This is a genomic window from Rhodoferax sp. MLSD5-FHT05B10 (genome assembly GCF_058793415.1).
In genome coordinates this window covers 245866-263203 of the sequence record NZ_JBXAFT010000005.1, presented here as the reverse complement: position 1 = coordinate 263203, position 17338 = coordinate 245866, and the positions used below count along the sequence as shown (strand labels likewise).

The following is a 17338-nucleotide window of genomic DNA, read 5'->3' as shown; positions in this document are numbered from 1 at the left end:
CTCTCGCGCAATTTTTCTGCCGCCCGACGGGCGGTCACTGAACATGGAATGGTTCGACAACTTCTGGGCGGTCTACAGCAACCTGGTGCTTACCCTGGGCACCAATTCGCTGCTGGCCCTTTCCATCTACCTCACCCTGTCCTGCGGCATGCTGGCCATCGCCAATGCGGCGTTCATGGGCATCGGCGCCTACACCTCGGCCATCCTGACCATGAACTACGGCCTGCCGTTTCCCGTCGTGCTGCTGGCCGGCATGGCGGCGCCGGCGCTGATGGCCTTTGTCATCGGCAAGCCCACCCTCAGGCTTTCCGGCGTGTACCTGGCCATGGCGACCCTGGCCTTTGGCGAAGTGGTGCGCATTGCGGTGCTCAACACTGAATCCCTGACCGGCGGCGCGCTCGGCCTCAACGGCATTGCGCAATCGACCCAGTGGTGGCACGTGGCGCTGGCCCTGGTGCTGACGCTGGCTGTGCTGTGGCGCCTGCGCCGCTCCAAAATTGGCCGCGCCTTCGAGTCGATCAAGGAAGACGAAACCGCCGCAGGCCTGATGGGCATTGACGTCGGCGCCTACAAGATGCTGGCCTTTGTGCTGGGCGGGGCGATTGCCGGACTGGCCGGTGTGCTCAACGCCCACCTGACGTTTTTCATCAGCCCCGGCGAATACGGTTTTGACCGCGCGGTGGAAATTCTCACCATGACGATTCTGGGCGGCATCAGCAGCCTGACCGGGCCGGTGGTCGGCGCCGTCATCCTCACCCTGCTGCCCGAAGCCCTGCGCACCTTCCAGGATTTCCGGCTGGTCGTCAACGGCTTCATCCTGGTGCTCATCGTGCTGTTCCTGCCCAAGGGCATCTGGGACCCGGCACGCTTGCGCCAGTGGTTCGGCCGCAAAGGGAGCCGCGCATGAGCACCTCAACGTCCCTGAAACTGGAAGCCGTTTCGCGCCATTTTGGCGGCCTCAAGGTATTGCAGGATGTGAACCTCGACATCCCGCAAAAAGGCATTTTTGGCTTGATCGGCCCGAACGGCGCCGGCAAGACCACCGTTTTCAACCTGATCACCGGCTTGCTGCCGCCCACCAGCGGCCGCATTGAATTCCAGGGCCAGGACCTGGCCGGCCGCAAGCCGCATGACATCACCCGCCTGGGAATTGCCCGGACCTTCCAGAACATCCGCATCTTCAAGGAGATGTCGCTGCTGGAAAACGTCATGGTGGGCCTGCACGCACAACTGCAGTACGGTGCCCTGGGTCTGCTGGCCAGCACAGGCCTGTTCCGCAGCGAGGAGCGGCGCGCCCGCGACCGCGCGCGCGAACTGCTATCCTGGGTCCGCCTGGACCACAAGGCGTCCGACCTGGCCGACAACCTGTCGTACGGCGAGCAGCGCAAGCTGGAGCTGGCACGGGCGCTGGCCACCAACCCCAAGCTGCTGTTGCTGGATGAACCGGTGGCCGGAATGAACAGCGGCGAAAAAGTCGAGCTGATGCAGGAGATCCGCAACATCAGCGAACGCGGTTACGCGATTTTCATGATTGAACACGACATGCGCTTTGTGATGGGCCTGTGCAGCGACATTGCCGTACTGAATTTCGGGCGCATCATTGCGCGTGGCAGCCCCGATGCCATACGCAACAACCCGCAGGTGATCGAGGCCTACCTGGGCCGCGAAGATGACGAGGTCACCATGGACGACCGGGGAGCCACCGCATGAGCGCGCCACTGCTGCAGGTCAACGACCTGAAAGTCCACTACGGCCATATCGAAGCCGTCAAGGGCATCAACTTCGAACTGCGTGAAGGCCAGATCACCACGCTGGTGGGCGCCAACGGCGCCGGCAAGTCCACTACCCTGCTGGCGCTCTCGGGCCTGGTGAAAAAGGCAGCTGGCCGCGTCGTGCTCGATGGCCAGGACCTCACGAAAATGTCGCCGCACAAGATCGTGTCCAGCGGCATGGTGCAGGTAGCCGAAGGCCGGGCCACGCTGACGACGCTGACCGTGCAGGAAAACCTGGAACTGGGAGCCTACAGCCGCCGGGACAAGGGCAACCGGGCCGCCGACCTCGACTACGTCTACGGCCTGTTTCCCGTGCTCAAGGACCGCGCCGGTGGCCTGGCGGGCAACCTGTCGGGTGGCGAGCAGCAGATGCTGGCGATTGGCCGCGCGCTGATGGCCAAGCCGCGCGTGCTGCTGCTCGATGAGCCCTCCATGGGGCTGGCGCCCATCATCGTGCAGGACATTTTCCGCACCCTGCGCGACATCAACCAGGCCGGGCTGACGATTTTCCTGGTCGAGCAGAACGTGCGCCAGGCGCTGAAGATTTCCGACCGCGCCTACGTCCTGGAAACGGGCTCCATCATCCTGGAAGGAACCGGCCGCGAGCTGCTGGTCAATCCGCGGGTGCAGGACGCCTACCTCGGCAGCTGACGGCGGATGCGGCGGCTCACAGCCGCCGGATCGGCTTCTTGCGCCACACCGTCCGGTAGTACGTCGTCTGCATGCCCAGCATGGCCAGGAACGCCACCGGATACGCCGCCCAGATGCCATTGAGCCCATAGGGCGTGCTCAGCAGCCAGGCCACCGGCACCTCCACCCCGGCAATGGCCAGCATGCTCAGCAGCGTGGGCACCAGCACCGTACCGCTGGCACGCATCAGGCCCGACAGCACCATGGACATGCCCATGATGACGCTGCTCCACAGCATGATGTGCAGCAGCGTCTGCGCCAGCTCCACCACTGCGGCATCGGTAATGAACAAGCCGACGATGTGGCGCGAAAACAGGTAGCCCAGCAGCACCAGAGAGCCGGTCAGCAGCAGGTTCAGCACAATGCCGGTGCGGGCAATGTGGCCCAGCGTGTGCCCCCGCCCGGCGCCAATGGCCTGCGCCCCCAGGATGGACGCCGCGATGGCGATGGAGATGGCGGGGAACTGCACGTAGGACACGATCTGGTTCACCGCACCGTAGGCGGCCGTGGCCTGTGAGCCAAAGCGGTTGACCAGAAACAGCACCGCGATCTCCGCCACCGAGATGGTGATCATGGACACCGCCGTAGGCAGGCCGATGCGCAGCACCTTGCGCAGGATGGCGCGGTCGATCGTGAGGTAGCGCACAAAGAGCGCATCAGGCGCCAGCACGTGGTGCTTGCGGCGCAGATGCCACGCCGTCCAGCCCAGTGCCGCCAGGTAGGACACCACGGCAGCATAGGCCCCGCTGGCCACACCCATCTGCGGCAAGCCCAGCCAGCCGCGGATCAGCGCCGGCGTCACCAGCAGGCCGACGATGGTCGAGATCAGCAGCGTCAGCAGCGGCGTCTTCGTGTCGCCCACACCGCGCAACATGGAGGTGGTGAGCAGGAACAGGAACACCCCCGGCGCGGCCAGCAGCATGATGCGGGCATAGGCCGTGGCTCCGGGCAGGATGTCGACCGGGGTGCCCAGCGCGCGCAGCATGATCTCGGTGTAGGTGCCGCCGAACACGGCCACCAGCAGACCGGCGCACAGGCCCACGGTCAGCGTGGTGCCGGCAATGGCGCGCACCCGGTTCACCTCGCGCGCGCCCCAGGCCTGGCCAATCAGCACGGCCGCGCCGGAGCCCAGCCCGATCATGAAGGCGATGAGGAAAAACAGCACCGGGAAAAACGCCGACACCGAAGCCATGGCCTGCACGCCCAGCATCTGGCCGAGGTAGATGTTGTTCACCGTGCCGGACAGCGCCTGCAGGATGTTGCTCAGGATCATGGGCACCAGAAATGCCAGATAGCTGCGCCACAGCGGTGGCGCAAAGGCGGGAGCGGGAGTGTGGTGCGTCATGGGGTTACCCAGGCCTCCGCCAGCAGTTGCATCAGGTGCGTGCGCACATCGGCCGGCCAGGCGGCGGTGTGGGTTTCAAGGGCAGCGCGGTCGCCGGCAAACAGGGCTCGGCTGGCTTCCTCGAACCCCGGCGCATGCCCGGCCATGGTGGACATAAATTTGTAGCCCACCGCACGGGCTTGGCGCACCCGGTCCTGGGCTTCCTGGGCCCGGCGCGCCGTCTCCACCAGCTTGCGCAGGGCCACCGAGGCGCCACCGCTTTGCTGGCCCAGCCAGTCCCAGTGGCGCGGCAGCAGCGTCACCTCACGGGCCACTACGCCCAGACTGGGACGCCCCGGGCCGCGGGGCGCCACTGCCGCCGGCGCGTCCTCCAACAGCATGGCCGGCTGCGCGGTGCTGGCGATCTGGGCCTGCAAGCGCGCCAGGAAGGCCTGGGGCGTGCCGCGCCAGTCCAGCTCGACGACCTCGCTGCTGGCATCGTCAAACACCAGCACCGCCGGTGGCTGGGGATCGGACGCCGTGCGGTCCACCGCAGCCTTGGCCAGCGGTGCCACCTCCAGCAGCGGGCCGCTGGCAATGCGCCGCGGACCTTCAAAGGCCGTGCACAGGGTTGGGGAAGGTTGCATTGATTTACCCGGATTTAATTAAAAAATTAATTATACCCGGGTTAAATAAACGTCTAGCAAGCGGTACGCCCTACGGAAGGCGGGCCGCCTCGGGCCGGATCAGTGTCCGCCGTGCGCCATGCCGCTGACCAGCGTGACCAGGCCTATGCCCAGCCCCAGCCAGACCACCTGTGCAATGGTCTGGCGCAAAGCCAGCCGCTTTTGCAGCTGGGGAATCAGATCGGCCAGTGCCACGTACACAAAGCTGCTGGACGCAACCACCAGGAAGTACGGCAGGTAGTCGTGGAGCTGGTCCACCAGCCAGTAGCCCACCATGCCGCCCAGGGCGGTGACGGCGCCAGCCAGCGACACCTTGGTCAAGGCCATGCGCCGGTTGCTGGCCCCCGAGCGCAGCACCATCAGGTCGCCCATGTGGTGCGGCACTTCGTGGGCCAGCACCGCCAGCGCGGCAATGGCGCCCAGGCGCATGTCGGCCATGAAGGCCGAGGCAATCAAGATGCCGTCGCCAAAGCAGTGCACGCTGTCGCCAGTGAGCACGGCCCAGCTGCCGGCTTGCGGCGCGTGGTTGTGCGCGTGGTCGTGGTCATGGCTGTGGTCATGCGCCTCCTGCCCGGCGGAGGCTGGCCGTTCGCCCTCTTCCAGCCCATGGTGGTGCTCATGCCCGTGGTGCCAGAGTTCGGCCTTGTCGAGCAGAAAGAAAAACACCAGCCCCAGCAACAGCACCAGAAACAGGTCGTGTGGTTCCACCTGGCTCTCGAACGCCTCGGGCAGCAGGTGCATGAACGCGGTGGCCATGAGCGCACCGGCGGCCAGGCTGAGCATGTGCTGGGTGTAGCGGGCCAGCACGCCAAAGCTCAACGCCGCCGCCAGCCACACCGAGCCGATGCCGGCGAGCAAGGTACCCATCAGAATTGCTATCAAAGTCATAGCGAGTTACGCATGTAAATTATGGGCTCTCGCCCGTTCAAGCCCTAAAAAAACCGCCCGACGGGCGGTGCTCCCCGCTGCGGGTATCACGCCACGCCGTGCGTCTTGAGCCACTGCAAGGCGCGCTTCCAGCCGTCTTCGGCCGCGTCCTTGCGGTAGCTGGGACGGTAGTCGGCATGGAATGCGTGGGGGGTGTCAGGGTACACCACAAACTGCGACGCCCGGGATGCGGCGTTGCCCGCGGTCAGGGCGTCCTTCATCTTGGAGATGGTGTCCAGCGGAATGCCACTGTCGGCCCCGCCGTACAGGCCCAGAACCGGCGCGCGCAGGGTGGCAGCCACATCGATCGGGTTCCTGGGCGTAAGCTCGGTGCTGGCACCTACCAAGCGGCCGTACCAGGCCACGGCTGCCTTCACCGGGGCATGTGCCGCGTACAGCCACGTGATGCGGCCACCCCAGCAGAACCCGGTGATGGCCGCCTTGTTCACATCACCACCATGGGCACCGGCCCATTGCAGGGCGCCGTCCAGGTCGGCCAGGACTTGCGCATCGGGCACCTTGGCCACCAGTTCGGCCATGAGCTTGCTGATGTCGGTGTATTGGCGGGCGTCGCCCTGGCGCGCATACAGATCGGGCGCAATGGCCAGATAGCCCTCGCGCGCCAGGCGGCGGCAGGTATCGGCAATGTACTCGTGCACGCCAAAGATTTCCTGCACCACCAGCACCACCGGCAGGCCGGTCTTGCCTTCGGGTGCCGCAAAGTAGGCCGGCACCGCAAAACCGTTGACGGAGAAGGTGGTGGAACCCGCGCGCAAGCCATCCGCCGGCGTGCTGATGGCGGATTGCGCCATGACGGGCAGCACGGTGGCGGCGTAGCCCACACCCAGCGCCGTCTGGATGGCGGTGCGCCGGGTGGTCCCACCGGGGGTCGTTTTGCCGGGAAGCAAGGCGTCAAACTCGGTCATCAGGTCCTCTTTCAGCATGGCATGCTCCAGAATAGTTGAACGGGGAAAACCGCACAGTCTAGGCCTCCCGGGAAATGCCGGTGCACCAGGGGGCCAATACGGGGAGCCGGTCAGTGCGCCTTTTCCCAGTTGGGCCCGAAGCCGATCTCGGCCAGCAGCGGCACCTTGAGCGCCGCCACGCCCGCCATCAGGCGTGGAACCTCGGCACGCACCCACTCCACCTCGTTCTGCGGCACCTCGAACACCAGTTCGTCGTGCACCTGCATGATCATCCGGGTGGCGCGCTGCTCGGCGTCGAGCACCTGCTGCACCTTCACCATGCTGAGCTTGATGAGGTCGGCCGCCGTGCCCTGCATGGGCGCGTTGATGGCGGCACGCTCGGCACCCGAGCGGCGCGGGCCGTTGGGCGAGTTGATCTCGGGCAGGTACAGGCGCCGCCCCAGCACGGTTTCGACATAGCCTTTGGCCTTGGCGCTCTGGCGCGTCTGGTCCATGTACTGCTTGACGCCAGCAAAGCGGGCGAAGTAGCGCTCGATGTAGTTCTTGGCCGCCGTGTTGTCGATGCCCAGGTTGCGCGCCAGGCCAAAGGCGCTCATGCCGTAGATCAGGCCGAAGTTGATGACCTTGGCGTAGCGGCGCTGCTCGCTGCTGACCTGGTCTACCGGCACGCCGAACACCTCGGCCGCCGTGGCGCGGTGCACGTCCAGCCCCTCGTGAAAGGCGCGCAGCAGGGCCTCGTCACCGCTGATGTGGGCCATGATGCGCAGCTCGATCTGCGAGTAGTCGGCACTGGCGATCACGCTGCCGGCCGGCGCCACAAAGGCCTCGCGCACGCGCCGGCCTTCGGGTGTGCGCACGGGAATGTTCTGCAGGTTGGGGTCGTTGCTCGACAGCCGCCCGGTCACGGCCACCGCCTGCGCGTAGTGCGTGTGCACGCGCCCGGTGCGCGGGTTGGCCAGCTGGGCCAGCTTGTCGGTGTACGTGCCCTTGAGCTTGGCCAGGCCGCGATGCTCCAGGATCTTGGCCGGCAGCGGAAAGTCCTCGGCCAGTTTCTCCAGCACCTCTTCGTCGGTGCTGGGGGCACCGGTGGCGGTCTTCTTGACCACCGGCAGGCCGAGCTTGGTAAAGAAGATCTCGCCAATCTGCTTGGGGCTGCTCAGGTTGAAGACCTGGCCGGCCAGTTCGTGCGCTTCGGTCTCGAGTTGCAGGATGCGCTGCCCCAGCTCATGGCTTTGCGCCGCCAGCGTGGGAGCGTCGATCAGCACGCCATTGCGCTCGATGCGGTACAGCGCCTCGGAACTGGCAATTTCCAGCTCGTACACCGCGCGCAGCTTGTCGTCGGCCTGCAGGCGTGGCCACAGGGTCCGGTGCACGTCCAGCGTCTGGTCCGCGTCTTCGCAGGAATACTCGGCGGCCTTGGCAATCTCGACCTGGTTGAAGGTGATCTGGTGCACGCCCTTGCCGCACAGGTCTTCGAAGCTGATGCCGCTGCGCCCCAGGTGGCGCTCGGCCAGACTGGACAGACCGTGCGGCTTGTGCACTTCCAGCACGTAGCTTTGCAGCATGGTGTCGTGCGCATAGCCCTGCACCTCGATGCCGTGGTTGGCAAACACGTGGCGGTCGTACTTGATGTGCTGGCCCAGCTTCTTTGCCGCGGGGTTTTCCAGCCAGGGCTTGAGCCGCGCCAGTACCGCCTCGCGCGGCAGCTGGGTCGGCGCGTCCGGGTAGTTGTGGGCCAGCGGAATGTAGGCAGCCGCACCGGGGTGCACGCTGAAGGAGATGCCCACGATCTCGGCCACCATCTCGTCGAGCGAGTTGGTCTCGGTGTCCAGCGCCACCAGCTCAGCGGCTTCCAGGCGCTCCAGCCAGGCGTCGAATGCCGGCCAGTCGAGTACCGTGTCGTACGCCAGCGTGCTGACCAGAGAATTGACAGGCGCGGGTTCGTCAAACAGGCCCGGCTCGTTGGGCTTGGCGCGGGACGTCGACGCGCGTTTGGTGACAGCCCCCTCAGCAGCGGGCGCGGTCGTGCCGGCGCCATTGCCTTCCAGCTTGTGGGCCAGGCCCTTGAAGCCGTATTTCTCGTAAAAATCGCGTAAAGATGGCGTATCTTGTGCGCCAATAGCTATTGAATCAATAGCAGGCAGATCCGGCACCCAGCCATTGAGATCGCAGTCGGTCTTGATGGTCAGCAGTTGGCGGCCGGTCGGCAGCCAGTCCAGTGCATTTTTCAGATTCTCGCCGGCCACGCCCTTGATGGCATCGGCGTTGGCCACCACCCCTTCGAGCGAGCCGTATTCCTGCAGCCACTTGGCGGCGGTCTTGGGGCCGACCTTGGCCACCCCTGGCACATTGTCGATGACATCGCCCACCAGGGTCTGGAAATCGATCATCAGGTGCGGTGGCACGCCGAACTCAGCTTCCACGCCGGCGACATCGCGCCGCTTGCCGTTCATGGTGTCGATGATGGTGATGTGCGAATTGACCAGTTGCGCCAGGTCCTTGTCGCCGCTGCTGATGATGACCTCAATGCCTTGCTGTGCGGCCGTGACCGCCAGGGTACCGATCACGTCGTCGGCCTCCACGCCCGGCACGTCCAGCACCTTCCAGCCCATCAGGCGCACCACTTCATGGATGGGCTCGATCTGCGCGCGCAAGTCGTCCGGCATGGGCGAGCGGTGGGCCTTGTAGTCGGGGTACAGGGCGTCGCGGAAAGTCGGCCCCTTGGCGTCGAAAACGCAGGCGGCGTAGTCAGCTGACACATCCTTCAGCAGCTTCTGCAGCATGTTGATCATGATGCGTATCGCGCCAGTCTTCAGAACCGATCCGTCCGGCAAGGTGGTACTCATAGAGTCACCGCCAGCAAAGAAAGCGCGGTACAGGTAGCTGGAACCGTCCACCAGCAGCAGGGTTTTCTTGTCAGTCATGCGCGCATTTTGCCTGTCTCCTGCCCCGGAGCCGCCGCCCTCTACAATCGACGACCACATTCTGACATTCAGGCGCGTTGATTCATGGCGGTTTACACAGAGGTCTCCTTCGATGAGGCCAGCAGCTTCTTGCAAGACCTCAACCTGGGAACCCTCCAGTCCATGGCGGGTTGCTCCGGCGGCATCGAAAACACCAATTACTTTGTCACCACCGACCAGGCGCCCTATGTGCTGACCCTGTTCGAGCGCCTGAGCGCCGAACAGCTGCCGTTCTACCTGCGGCTCATGAAGCACCTGGCGCACCACGGCATTCCGGTGCCCGACCCCGCGGCCAACCGCGACGGCGACGTGCTCCATACCCTCAAGGGCAAGCCGGCCGCCGTGGTGAACCGGCTGCGCGGCAAGAGCGAGCTGGCCCCCACGGCCGTGCACTGCGCTCTGGTGGGCGACATGCTGGCCCGCCTGCACCTGGCGGGGCGCGACTTTTCCATGCACCAGCCCAATCTGCGCGGACTGGCCTGGTGGAATGAAACCGTGCCGGTGGTGCTACCCTTCCTGCAGCCCGAGCAGGCCACCCTGCTGCAAAGCGAACTGGCCTACCAGAACCACATTGCCGGGCAGGCGGCCTACGGCGCCCTGCCCCGCGGCCCCATCCATGCCGACCTGTTCCGCGACAATGTGATGTTCGAGGCCGCCGCCGACGGCCAGGGCGCCCCCGCCCTCACCGGCTTCTTCGACTTCTACTTTGCCGGCGTGGACACCTGGCTGTTTGACCTGGCCGTGTGCCTCAACGACTGGTGCGTGGATTTGCCCACCGGCGCCATGGATGCCGAGCGCAGCCAGGCCTTTCTGGCGGCCTACGCCAAGGTGCGCCCGCTGCAGGCACAGGAACGCACCCTGCTGCCGGCCATGGCCCGCGCCGGCGCCCTGCGCTTCTGGATTTCGCGCCTATGGGACCTGCACCTGCCCCGCGAAGCCGCCATGCTGCAGGCCCACGATCCCGGACACTTTGAACGGGTACTGCGCCAGCGTATCCTGTACCCCATGACGCTTAACCCGACCACCGCATGAGACTCCACATCGTCCCGGCCCGCCAGGGCATCCAATGGGTCAAGCTGGGCATTCAGACTTTCTTCCGCCAACCCATGGCCATGGCCGGCCAGTTCTTCCTGTTCATGGCCGTCATGTCCTTGCTGGGCATGGTGCCGTTGCTGGGCCCGCTGGTCGCCATCGTGCTGATACCGGCGGCGACCGTCGGGCTGATGGCCGCGACCCGCGAAGCCAGCGCGGGGCGTTTTCCCATGCCCGGCCTGCTGATCAGCGCCTTTCGCGCAGGAGCGGGGCCTGCCCGGTCCATGCTGATCCTGGGCTGCATGTACGCCGCAGGCTTTGCGCTGGTGCTGTCCTCCACCGCATTGGCCGACGGCGGCAAGTTCATGCAGGTCTACCTGGGCAACGCCGCGCTGACAGAAGAACTGGTGACGGACAACAGCTTCATGGTGGCTTCGCTGATGTTCACCGCCCTGTACCTGCCCCTGAACCTGCTGTTCTGGCACGCACCGGCCCTGGTGCTATGGCACGGCGTGGCGCCGGTCAAGAGCCTGTTTTTCAGCCTGGTGGCGTGCTTCCGCAATTTCTGGGCGCTGACGCTGTACAGCCTGGCCTGGACGCTGGTGGCGCTGGCGCTGTTTCTGCTGGTGGCCTCGGTGGCAGCCATGATCGGCGGCCCCCAGGCCATACCGGCCATGCTGTACCCGATGGGCCTGCTCATCGCGGCCATGTTCTTCACGTCCATCTACTTCACGTTCCGCGACAGTTTCGACCTGGGCGCCGAAGCGAATCCCTGAGGCCCACCAGCCGGGTCGATGCCCCCGGCGGATGCCCCAGGCCGGTCAGCCCAGCTTGATGGCCACCGGATCGGCGGTGAGGTAGCCCACGGCCGCACCAAAACGGTCCTTGTAGTTGGCGCGCACCAGGGGATCCAGCGTCGCCTGCACCTTGCCATGCAGTTTGGGTACCCAGTCACCCGCGTGCTGGAAATTGCTCATGATGTAGGTCCAGCCATTGAGGTCATCCGCCACATGCAGACCGGTCGCCTCGGCGCCCGCGGGCATGGACGCCACACGCGAAAGCACCTTGGTATCCACGTTGTAGGCCCACAGGAAATTGTTGACGTGCGAATTGGTGTCTTCGCCAATGAACAGTGTGCGCAGCTTCTCGGAAAACTTGAGGTTGTCCGGGTTGGATATCTTGTCGGGGTGGGCCAGATTGCCCAGCGCGTCGGCAGCAATGTCTTCGCCGACCAACAGCGCCTTGGTGTGCACGGGAACCCACTCGCTGGCGATGACCGCACCGCCTGCGTCCTTCTGTCCACCGGCGAGCTGGCAGGCCATCACCCCACCGGCAACCAGTGCCTTGTCCAGCGCAATGCCGCTGGCTTCATTCCAGCCCTTGCCGCCCTTGACCATGGAGTCCTGCATGTAGGACAGCGCCGAGTAGGCGACCTTGTCCTTGGCATTGACCGTGGTGCCTTCCATCTTTGAAAAGCCCATACTGCCACCCACGAGGTAGGCGTAGCGGTGAGTTTCCAGAAAGGCCGCCGCCTTTTCCATGCCGGGCTTGACCTTGATCCAGTTGGCCTTGCCGCCGAGGAAAACCTTGGTGAAGCTGGCGTCGCCCGGGTCTTTGGTATGCACGGTCATGATATCGGTCGGCTTCAGCGTGTTGGCGAACTTTTCAATCTCGTCGCTGGTGGCGTGGCCCAACTTGATCCACGACAACCGGGCACCTGCGTCGGCAGGATGGATCGAGAAACCAGCGCCCACCTTGGCCACATACAGTGTTCCGGCAGACAGGTTCTTTTCCTTGTCGGCGACGAACATGAACAAGCCGCCGTTGGTGGCGTCATCACCCATGAGCACGGTGCGGTTGTCGGGCATGACCTGCACCAGTTCATGCGAAATGCGGCCCATGCAGTAGTGCTTGACCACGGTGCCGGTGCCGTCGGGGTGGACCGTCACTTCAGGCAGATGCCCATAGTGGTAAGGGTTGGCAATGCCTTCTGCACCAAAGAGGTTCTTGCTGAACGTCTTGAACACGGGATTCTCCGCAGCAAAAAAAGCGTCCGGCTCATACTCTTCGCTGGAGAGGTGTGTGTTCCACGGCGACAGGCTGGAGCCGCAGGTGATCCACAAGCCCTGCGCCTGCGAGGTGTCCACGCTGTGGTATTTCACCAGCGTCAGTTTGCCGCTGCTCGGGTCCTGGTCCAGTGTCAGCACGGCAATCGAGGACGGCAGCGTGCCATAGGCATCGGCATTGGCCTGGTCGCGCGTGGTGTATTCAAACTGCACCACGGCAAATACCGCCTTGCCCTTGATGCCCGCCACCGTGGCGCGGGGCAGTTGCAGGAGCGAGGTGCCGTCCGGGCAATCCGAGAAGAACTGGCGCTCCTTGCCCGCGACCGATCGATCCATGATGGGCTTGTTCAGGATATCGACATAGCCGCCGGCCAACACGGTGCCACCCTTGCCGTCGGGCACGCGGTCACCGGTGATGAAGAACGGCTGGTAGGCCAGCTTGTAGGCGCGGGTTGTTCCGTCCTGCAGGGTGATCTGCAGGCTGGAGGCCACAGTGGTGGTGGCCATTGCAGCCGGATTCGCCAGCGTCGGCGCCGCCATGGACGTGAAAACGGCCGATGCAAACGGCGCCGTCGATGCCACCCCACTGCCCGTGGTGGCGCAACCCGACAACAGGGAACCCGAGGCCATCACGCCCAAGGGCAGCATGGGAGCCGTAGCGAGAAATTGAAGTGCTTTGCGACGCGAGGGTTGGGGTGCTTGTGACATGCGGAGTTTCCATAAGGTGATGAAATGACCAGCACCATGCTAGAAACCCAATGTGACAAACCGGTGAAACTTCTATGGCACTGGCGTCAACTTGGCCACGCTCAGCGCCAGCCACTTGGTGCCGTGGCGCGGGAAGTTGATCTGCGCGCGGGCGTCGTCGCCAGCACCTTCCAGCGTGAGCACCGTGCCTTCGCCAAACTTGGCATGGAATACCTGCATGCCCAGGCGCAGGCCGTGGGACGCCTCGTCCTTGCGGACAATTTTGTTACCAAAAGTGCCTGCAGAGCCCGTGGAAACTGCGTAGCTTGCTCCTGAATGCATAGCATTTCCGGTATCGGCGCTCCAGCTGCGGCCAAAGTTCTGGTTCTTGGGCGTGAGCCACTTCAGCGCGTCTTCGGGCAGCTCTTCGAAAAAGCGGCTCTTCATGTTGAAGCGTGTCTGCCCGTGCAGCATGCGCGACTGCGAGTGGCTAAGGTACAGGCGCTTGCGGGCGCGGGTGATGGCCACGTACATGAGGCGGCGTTCCTCTTCCAGCCCGTCGCGGTCATTCATGGAGTTTTCGTGCGGGAACAGGCCCTCTTCCATGCCGGTGATGAACACGCAGTCAAACTCCAGGCCCTTGCTGGAATGCACGGTCATGAGCTGGATGGCGTCCTGCCCGGCTTCGGCCATGTTGTCGCCCGCCTCCAGCGCCGCGTGGGTCAGGAAGGCGACCAGCGGTGACAGGGTCTCTCCGGTGTCGCCAAATGCATCGTCTGGCGCGGCAGGCGCTGGCGCATCCGGGTCCAGTCCCTGGCTGGCCGGGCTCTGGCCCAAGGGGTTGCCGGCCCCGGCCGACAGCGCGGCCGCATCGCGGCCAAAACCTTCCTGCATGACAAAGCTCTCGGCGGCATTGACCAGTTCCTCCAGATTCTCCACCCGGTCGGCGCCTTCGCGCTCGGCCTTGTAGTGCTCCAGCAGGCCGCTGTGGTCCAGCATCAGTTCAATGATGTCGCGCAGGTTCATGCCCACGGTCTGCTCGCGCAGCACGTCGATCTTGGCCACGAAACCGGCAATGGCCGCCCCCGCCCGGCCGGTCAGGGTGCTGACGGCGTCGTGCAGTGAGCAGCCGGTGGCGCGGGCCACGTCCTGCAGCTGTTCGATGGAACGCGCGCCAATGCCACGCGCCGGGAAGTTCACCACGCGCATGAAACTGGTGTCGTCGTTGGGGTTCTCCAAGAGGCGCAGGTAGGCCAGCGCGTGCTTGATTTCGGCGCGCTCGAAAAACCGCAGGCCGCCATACACCCGGTACGGCATGCCGGCGTTGAAGAGCGCGGTCTCGATCACCCGGCTTTGCGCGTTGCTGCGGTAGAGCACGGCAATTTCCTTGCGCTCGAAACCGGGCTCGGTGCCGTTGTCGCGCACCAGCTGCTTCATCTCTTCCACCATCCACTGCGCTTCGGCGTAATCGGTGGGCGCCTCATACACGCGCACCGGCTCGCCAGGGCCCTGGTCGGTGCGCAGGTTCTTGCCCAGACGACGGCTGTTGTGGCTGATGAGCGCGTTGGCCGAGTCCAGGATGTTGCTGTACGAGCGGTAGTTCTGCTCCAGCTTGATCTGGTGCTGCACAGCGAACTCGCGCACGAAGTCGGCCATGTTGCCCACGCGCGCGCCGCGGAAGGCGTAGATGCTCTGGTCGTCATCGCCCACGGCCAGCACGGCGCCGCCGGGGGTGTCGGGGCTGGCAAAGCCCGCCTGCTGCGCCTCGCCCTTGCCGGCCAGCATCTTAATCCAGGCGTACTGCAGCTTGTTGGTGTCCTGGAACTCGTCAATCAGGATGTGGCGAAAGCGGCGCTGGTAGTGTTCGCGGATGGGGTCGTTGTCGCGCAGCAGCTCGTAGCTGCGCAGCATCAGCTCGCCAAAGTCCACCACGCCCTCGCGCTGGCACTGCTCCTCGTAGAGCTGGTAGATCTCCACTTTCTTGCGCGTCTCGTCGTCGCGCACCTCGACCATGTGGGGGCGCAGGCCGTCTTCCTTGCAGCCGGCAATGAACCACTGCAGCTGCTTGGGGGGAAAGCGTTCGTCGTCGACGTTGAACTGCTTGCACAGGCGCTTGATGGCCGAGAGCTGGTCCTGTGTGTCCAGGATCTGGAACGCCTGCGGCAGGTTGGCCATCTTGAAGTGGGAGCGCAGGAAGCGGTTGCACAGGCCATGGAAGGTGCCAATCCACATGCCGCGCACATTGACCGGCAGCATGGCGGAAAGCCGGGTCATCATCTCCTTGGCGGCCTTGTTGGTGAAGGTCACGGCCATGATGCTGCCGGGCGAAGCCAGCCCGTTTTGCAGCAGCCAGGCAATGCGGGTGGTCAGCACACGGGTCTTGCCGGAACCAGCACCGGCGAGGATCAGCGCGTGCTCGGCGGGCAGGGTGACGGCAGCGCGCTGTTCGGGGTTGAGCGTGGAAAGCAGGGGCGACAGCGAAGCGTCCGGGGCGGCAGAGGTAAAGGGCATGCCCTGATTGTAGAAAGACGAAAGATTCACAGGGTTTTGCGAGTTGTATACAATCAGTCACCGGGCCCAAGCAATTGGGACCCGGTTTTTTTATGGCCGGTCCCAGTCCAAGCGCCCACGTTTGAAAGATTTTTTTCTTGCAACACCGGAAACAGGAGCTTGGGAACATGGACATTTTTGACTACGACAACATCCTGCTGCTACCGCGCAAATGCCGCGTGGACAGCCGCTCGGAGTGCGACGCCAGCGTGGAGCTGGGCAGCCGGCGCTTTCGCATCCCGGTCGTGCCCGCCAACATGAAGACGGTGGTGGACGAGTCGATCTGCGTCTGGCTGGCGCGCAACGACTATTTCTACGTGATGCACCGCTTCGACTTCGACAACGTGCAGTTCGTCCAGGACATGAAGGCCAAGGGGCTGTACGCCTCCATCTCGCTGGGCGTGAAGCAGCCCGACTACGCCACGGTGGACACGCTGGTCGCCCTGGGCCTGGCCCCGGAGTACATCACCATCGACATTGCCCACGGCCACGCCGACAGCGTGAAGGCCATGATCGGCTACATCAAGGAGAAGCTGCCCGCCAGCTTCGTCATCGCCGGCAACGTGGCCACGCCCGAGGCCGTGATCGACCTGGAGAACTGGGGCGCCGACGCCACCAAGGTCGGCATCGGCCCGGGCAAGGTGTGCATCACCAAGCTCAAGACCGGCTTTGGCACCGGCGGCTGGCAGCTCAGCGCTGTCAAGTGGTGCGCGCGCGTGGCCACCAAGCCCATCATCGCCGACGGCGGCATCCGCGAGCACGGCGACATCGCCAAGAGCATCCGCTTTGGCGCCACCATGGTCATGATCGGCTCCATGCTGGCCGGCCACGAGGAAAGCCCCGGCCAGACCGTGGAAGTGGACGGCAAGCTCTACAAGGAGTACTACGGCTCGGCCAGCGACTTCAACAAGGGCGAGTACAAGCACGTGGAGGGCAAACGCATTCTGGAGCCCGTGAAGGGCCGGCTGGCCGACACGCTGGTCGAGATGGAGCAGGACATCCAGAGCTCCATCAGCTACGCCGGCGGCAAGAAGCTGATGGACATCCGCAAGGTCAACTACGTCACCCTCGGTGGCGACAATGCGGGTGAACACCTGCTGATGTGAGGTCGCCACCCATGCGGCATCGGCTCAATGCCGGTGCATCGGGCGGCCGCCCAGGTCCTGCACCAGTTCCGGGGTGATGTCCGCAGCCGCCAGCACAACGCCACCGCGCTCGCGCGCAAAGCGCTGGGCGGCCTGTCGTTGTGCAAACGCCGGCAGGTTGCCCGCCCGCATGGGGCCTACCGCATCCGAGCCCTGCACGTACACCGCGGCACTGGCCTCGATCCAGGCGCCCGTATCCACCGCCGTGACGTAACGGGCAGCGATGTCGTTGACGCTGCGCCCGGGGGTGTAGCGTCCCACATCCTGCAAATACTCGTAGAGGGAGAGCGGGGAGTCAAAAAACTGGGTGTCACCGTTGTCAAACACCACCTGTGCGGCCCAGCCCTTGGCGCGGGCCGGGTACATGCCACACACGGGGCAGCGCGCATCCGGCGGCACCGGGCGCGGCGCATGCAGGGCAATGCCGGAAGCCGGGTCGTAGCGCGTAGGAGTGGCAACGATGCACACGTCCGTCGGCGCGGACACCTCGGGACTGGTGCGCACGCCATCACCCAGCAGCAGAACGCCGGCAGCACCGCAGAAAAACACCAGCCCCAACCGCAAGTCCAT

Annotated in this window: 14 protein-coding genes; 6 read left to right on the top strand and 8 right to left on the bottom strand. The window is 64.8% G+C overall.

All coding sequences use genetic code 11. From position 1 onward, the window contains the following. Positions 1–43 precede the first annotated feature (43 nt). The 3 genes from AC1Q5W_RS10260 to AC1Q5W_RS10250 are packed head-to-tail and all read left to right on the top strand — an operon-like array spanning position 44 to position 2423. Positions 44–907 (top strand): branched-chain amino acid ABC transporter permease, encoded by an 864-nt coding sequence (locus tag AC1Q5W_RS10260; RefSeq protein ID WP_492645524.1) that lies wholly within the window; start codon positions 44–46, stop codon positions 905–907. After that, positions 904–1710, top strand: coding sequence for an ABC transporter ATP-binding protein (locus tag AC1Q5W_RS10255; RefSeq protein WP_492645523.1), 807 nt, complete (start codon positions 904–906; stop codon positions 1708–1710). Before AC1Q5W_RS10260 ends, AC1Q5W_RS10255 begins: the two co-directional genes overlap by 4 nt. After that, positions 1707–2423, top strand: a complete 717-nt coding sequence (locus AC1Q5W_RS10250; protein WP_492645522.1) for an ABC transporter ATP-binding protein — start codon at positions 1707–1709, stop codon at positions 2421–2423. The genes AC1Q5W_RS10255 and AC1Q5W_RS10250 overlap by 4 nt, the downstream gene beginning before the upstream one ends. 16 nt (positions 2424–2439) lie before the next feature. On the opposite strand, the gene AC1Q5W_RS10245 is transcribed toward AC1Q5W_RS10250, so the two are convergent. From AC1Q5W_RS10245 to polA, 5 genes are all read right to left on the bottom strand, one after another. Beyond that, entirely contained in the window at positions 2440–3807 is a 1368-nt protein-coding gene (locus tag AC1Q5W_RS10245) for an MATE family efflux transporter (protein WP_492645521.1), read from the bottom strand. Then, positions 3804–4433, bottom strand: coding sequence for a DUF2239 family protein (locus AC1Q5W_RS10240; protein ID WP_492645520.1), 630 nt, complete (start codon positions 4431–4433; stop codon positions 3804–3806). Before AC1Q5W_RS10240 ends, AC1Q5W_RS10245 begins: the two co-directional genes overlap by 4 nt. 99 nt (positions 4434–4532) lie before the next feature. Further along, positions 4533–5360, bottom strand: a complete 828-nt coding sequence (locus AC1Q5W_RS10235) for a ZIP family metal transporter (protein ID WP_492645519.1) — start codon at positions 5358–5360, stop codon at positions 4533–4535. An 86-nt stretch (positions 5361–5446) separates the two neighbouring features. After that, positions 5447–6343, bottom strand: coding sequence for a dienelactone hydrolase family protein (locus AC1Q5W_RS10230; protein WP_492645518.1), 897 nt, complete (start codon positions 6341–6343; stop codon positions 5447–5449). A 92-nt stretch (positions 6344–6435) separates the two neighbouring features. Beyond that, entirely contained in the window at positions 6436–9249 is a 2814-nt protein-coding gene (gene polA, locus AC1Q5W_RS10225) for a DNA polymerase I (RefSeq protein WP_492645517.1), read from the bottom strand. A gap of 84 nt (positions 9250–9333) precedes the next feature. On the opposite strand from polA, the gene AC1Q5W_RS10220 reads away from it, so the two are divergent. Both AC1Q5W_RS10220 and AC1Q5W_RS10215 read left to right on the top strand, forming a co-directional pair. Further along, a complete protein-coding gene (locus AC1Q5W_RS10220) occupies positions 9334–10320 on the top strand; it encodes a homoserine kinase (RefSeq protein WP_492645516.1) in 987 nt (328 codons plus the stop codon). Beyond that, positions 10317–11096 (top strand): BPSS1780 family membrane protein, encoded by a 780-nt coding sequence (locus AC1Q5W_RS10215; RefSeq protein WP_492645515.1) that lies wholly within the window; start codon positions 10317–10319, stop codon positions 11094–11096. The genes AC1Q5W_RS10220 and AC1Q5W_RS10215 overlap by 4 nt, the downstream gene beginning before the upstream one ends. Before the next feature lie 45 nt (positions 11097–11141). Here the strand turns inward: AC1Q5W_RS10215 and AC1Q5W_RS10210 are convergent, their stop codons facing one another. Further along, entirely contained in the window at positions 11142–13094 is a 1953-nt protein-coding gene (locus AC1Q5W_RS10210; protein WP_492645514.1) for a PhoX family protein, read from the bottom strand. A 72-nt stretch (positions 13095–13166) separates the two neighbouring features. Continuing rightward, the gene (locus AC1Q5W_RS10205) at positions 13167–15584 is read right to left on the bottom strand and encodes a UvrD-helicase domain-containing protein (protein ID WP_492645513.1); all 2418 of its coding nucleotides are present in this window, start codon (positions 15582–15584) and stop codon (positions 13167–13169) included. 167 nt (positions 15585–15751) lie between these two features. Here AC1Q5W_RS10205 and AC1Q5W_RS10200 point away from each other — a divergent pair, with 167 nt between their 5' ends. Then, positions 15752–16729: a GMP reductase gene (locus AC1Q5W_RS10200; protein ID WP_492645512.1), complete on the top strand. Its 978-nt coding sequence runs from the start codon at positions 15752–15754 to the stop codon at positions 16727–16729. A 24-nt stretch (positions 16730–16753) separates the two neighbouring features. Here the strand turns inward: AC1Q5W_RS10200 and AC1Q5W_RS10195 are convergent, their stop codons facing one another. Beyond that, entirely contained in the window at positions 16754–17338 is a 585-nt protein-coding gene (locus AC1Q5W_RS10195) for a nitrous oxide reductase accessory protein NosL (protein ID WP_492645511.1), read from the bottom strand.